Origin of the sequence: Azospirillum sp. B506 (assembly GCF_000333595.1) — a bacterium.
Classification (GTDB): domain Bacteria; phylum Pseudomonadota; class Alphaproteobacteria; order Azospirillales; family Azospirillaceae; genus Azospirillum.
Window position 1 is genome coordinate 1 of the sequence record NZ_BADK01000712.1, and the last position, 3,504, is coordinate 3,504.

Here is a 3,504-nt window from a genome sequence, read left to right on the forward strand (position 1 = left end):
CCGAGCTGAAGACGCCCCGCGTCGAGTATTTCTGGGGCGGCCGGGTCGCCATCACCATGAACCGCATGCCGCATCTGGGCCGGCTGTCGCCGACGACGCTGTATGCCCACGGCTATTCCGGACATGGCGTGGCGCTGGCCGGGATGGCCGGGCGACTGATGGCGGAGACGGTGAGCGGCACCGCCGGCCGCTTCGACGTGTTCGCCCGCATCCCCCACCCCCCCTTCCCCGGCGGACGGCGCTTCCGCACGCCGGCGCTGGTGCTCGCAATGATGTGGTTCCGTCTGCGCGATCTGCTGTAGGCTGGGGAAGCAATCCACCGCCGCCTTTCCTGCCCCTCCCCTGCCCGCCCCTTGCCGAGTCCCGCGCCCGCCCATGACCGACATCTCCAGCAGCGACGAAACACCCCCCTCCTCGGAGACGGCGGCCCCAAACACGGATTCCGCCCCGGATGCCGCCATCTCCGAGAAGGCCGCGCAGGAAAATGTCCTGGTCCAACCGATGCGGGACACCCATTTCGATTTCCAGCACAAGGTCTTCAGCCTGCCGGGTGCCTTCTTCTGCCAGGATCCGAACAGCAAGGATCCGGTTCTGAACATCCTGCTGGGCGATCTGAAGGTGGCGCTGGCCTTCCCCACCCTGATGGAGTCCTTCCAGATCGAGGATGGCAGCCACGACGCCCGCCTGCTGGAGATCATCGAGCAGGGCCTGTCCTTCGTGAAGCAGATCCGGCCGGGCGAGGAAATTCCCGGCGAACTGCTTGACGGCCGGGCCTCCTGGTCGGTGGACGACAGGCATCGCATCGCCGCCAAAGGGCGGCTGACCATGCAGATCGTCTCCTCCTTCACCGGGAACGAGATCATCGTTTCCGACCAGTCGCAGTTGGAACAGCTGCTGGACGATCCGCAGACGCACGAAAAGATGAAGGCGGCCTTCGCCAAGATCGCCGAGCGGCTGAAGCTGACCAACAATGCCGAACAATATCTGACCGACCGCATCGACGATCTGGCGCAGGAACTGTCCTACATCGAGGCTCTGCGCGACCGATTCCGCCATATCCGCCGCATCGATCAGGCGATCGGCAAGCTCGCCACCATCTACCGCACCGACCGCACCTTCTGCAGCGAGCTGAACCGGATGCAGGGGCTGATCCGCAAGCCGGTGCGCGAATACGATATGATCTTCGATCAGGCCGACGCCCAGACCGGCGACATCGTCGGCGCCCTGCGCAACTTCCACCCGACCGTGCAGTTCATCCGCAAGATCCGCGACGACCTGCGCGCCAAGCTGCTGGAGTGGGAAGACCTGCTGCGTGGCTGGGACGAGATCCCGATGGAGCGCTCGCCGAAGGTGGAAGCCTTGCAGAAGCAGACCTACCGCTTCCTGGCGAGCCGCTATATCGAGACGACGGTGTGGAAGCGGGGGGGATGAGGGTTGCCCACTTCCTCCCTCATGCCACCCCGCGCAGTTCCTCCGCCCTACTCAAATCCACGCTGACCAACTGCGAGACGCCACGCTCCACCATCGTCACGCCGAACAGACGGTCGACCCGCGCCATGGTCAGGCGGTGGTGGGTGATGATCAGGAAGCGGGTGTCGCCCTGCCGCGCGATGTCCTCCACCAGATCACAGAAGCGGCCGACATTGGCCTCGTCCAGCGGGGCATCCACCTCGTCCAGCACGCAGATCGGCGCCGGGTTGGACCGGAAGACGGCGAACAGCAGCGACAACGCCGTCAACGCCTGCTCACCGCCCGACAGCAAGGAGAGCACCTGCAGCTTCTTGCCCGGCGGGCTGGCGTAGATCTCCAGACCGGCATTCAGCGGATCCTCGGCGTTGACCAGCTCCAGATAGGCCTTGCCGCCGCCGAACAGGCGGGTGAACAGCTCCTGGAAGTCGCGGTTGACCACGTCGAAGCTGGCGACCAGACGCTCGCGCGCCTCACGATTCAGGCTGGAAATGCCCTGGCGCAGGCGGGCGATGGCGGCGGTCAGGTCTTCGCGCTCGCCATGCAGGCCGGTGATCTGGGAGTCAAGCTCTTCAGCCTCGATCTCGGCACGCAGATTGACCGGACCCATGTTTTCCCGCTCGCGCGTCAGCTTGTCCAGCCGCGCCTCCACCGCCGCCGCATCCGGCATCGGTTCGGCGGGATCGAGATCGGCGGCGGCGCGGGTATCCTCCGGCCGGCAGTCCAGCCGTTCGGCGATGCGCTCGGTCAGGGTGCGCTCCTGCTGCTGGGCGGCCGAGACGGCGGCTTCCGCGCGGGCGCGGGCCTCGCGGCCGTCGGCAAGCGCCGCTTCGGCGTCATGCAGGGCCTGCTCGGTCTCGGCCAGCCGGGACTCGGCCGCGGCCAGCGCCTCGGCGGCGCGCTTGCGGTCGCGCTCGGCCAGGGCGGTGCGGTCGAACAGGTCCTGACGCTCCGTCGCGATCCCGGCCGGGCGGCCGGAGAGGGAGGCGATCTCGCCCTCGGCCTCTGCCGCGCGCTGGCGCAGTTCGGCGACGCGGCCGCCGGCGCCGGCCGACCGGGTGTCCCAGGAGGCGGTTTCCGCCTGGATGGCGGCCAGACGGTGGCGGCGTCCCTGCGCCTCGCGCGACAGGCGGTCGAGCGCGCTCTGCCGCTCGGACAGGACGGCGCGGCGTTCGGCCAGGGCTGTGCGCTGGTCGTTCACCCGCTCCCGCCCCTCGCGCGGGTCGGGCAGCGCCTCCAGCAGCTCCAGCGCCTCGTCACGGCTGGCAGCGGCCTCGCGCTCCTCGGCGGCGAGCCGCTCCACCGCCTCGACCAGCGCGGCGAGGCGGGAGGATGCGGCGTCGGCCTCGCGCGCCAGCTTGGCATGGCGGTCGCGGGCGGCGTTCAGCGCGGCGAAACCGTCACGCACGGCGTCACGGGCGCGGCGGTCGGCCTGGGTTGCCTCCTCCACCCTCCGCTTGGCGGCGTCCAGCGCCTCGCGCGCCAGATCGACCTGTTCCTCGGCAAGCTCCAGCTCGCCGCGCAGTTCGGCCAGCCGGTTGCGCTGCTTCAGCCGGATGGCGGCGGCGGTCGGCGCGCCGGCCTGGACGGTCAGCCCGTCCCAGCGCCATGCCCCGCCGTCGCGGCTGACCAGCACCTGCCCCGGCGTGAGGGCCGCGGCCAGCGCAACCCCGGCCGCGGTGTCGGCGACCACGCCGATATGGGCGAGGGCACGGGCCGCGGCGGGCGGCCCCTGCACATGGTTGGACAGCGGTTCGGCACCGGCTGGCAGCGGCGCCACGGCCTCATAGGCCGGCAGCATGCGCCAATGCACCGGCGCTGCCGCATCCAGCGGCGCGGTCAGCGCATCGCCGAGCGCGGCGGCCAGCGCTCCCTCATAACCGGGCGACACCGTCACCGCATCGACCAGCGGCGGGAATTGTCCGCCGGCCCCCGCCTCCAGCAATTCAGGCAGCGCGCGTTCCTCGGCGCGCAGTCTGGCGCCCGCGGACGGGGCGGCGGACAGCGCCTCGCGGCTGCGGGACGCGCCGGCTCGGC

At 70.3% G+C, this 3,504-nt stretch carries 3 protein-coding genes; 2 read left to right on the top strand and 1 reads right to left on the bottom strand.

The window, feature by feature from the left end; all coding sequences use genetic code 11:
- Together I71_RS21265 and I71_RS21270 are read left to right on the top strand one after the other, a co-directional pair.
- The coding region (locus I71_RS21265) for an FAD-dependent oxidoreductase (RefSeq protein ID WP_042697764.1) at positions 1-302 on the top strand (302 nt) is incomplete at its 5' end.
- 73 nt (positions 303-375) lie between these two features.
- On the top strand, positions 376-1,431 hold the full coding sequence (locus I71_RS21270) for a hypothetical protein (RefSeq protein ID WP_042697766.1): 1,056 nt from the start codon (positions 376-378) through the stop codon (positions 1,429-1,431).
- A gap of 19 nt (positions 1,432-1,450) precedes the next feature.
- Here the strand turns inward: I71_RS21270 and I71_RS21275 are convergent.
- The coding region (locus I71_RS21275; RefSeq protein WP_042697769.1) for a chromosome partitioning protein ParA at positions 1,451-3,504 on the bottom strand (2,054 nt) is incomplete at its 5' end.

Coding starts and splice junctions, on each gene's coding strand:
- I71_RS21270 (WP_042697766.1), top strand. CDS start 376: ATGACCGACATCTCCAGCAGCGACGAAACACCCCCCTCCTCGGAGACG.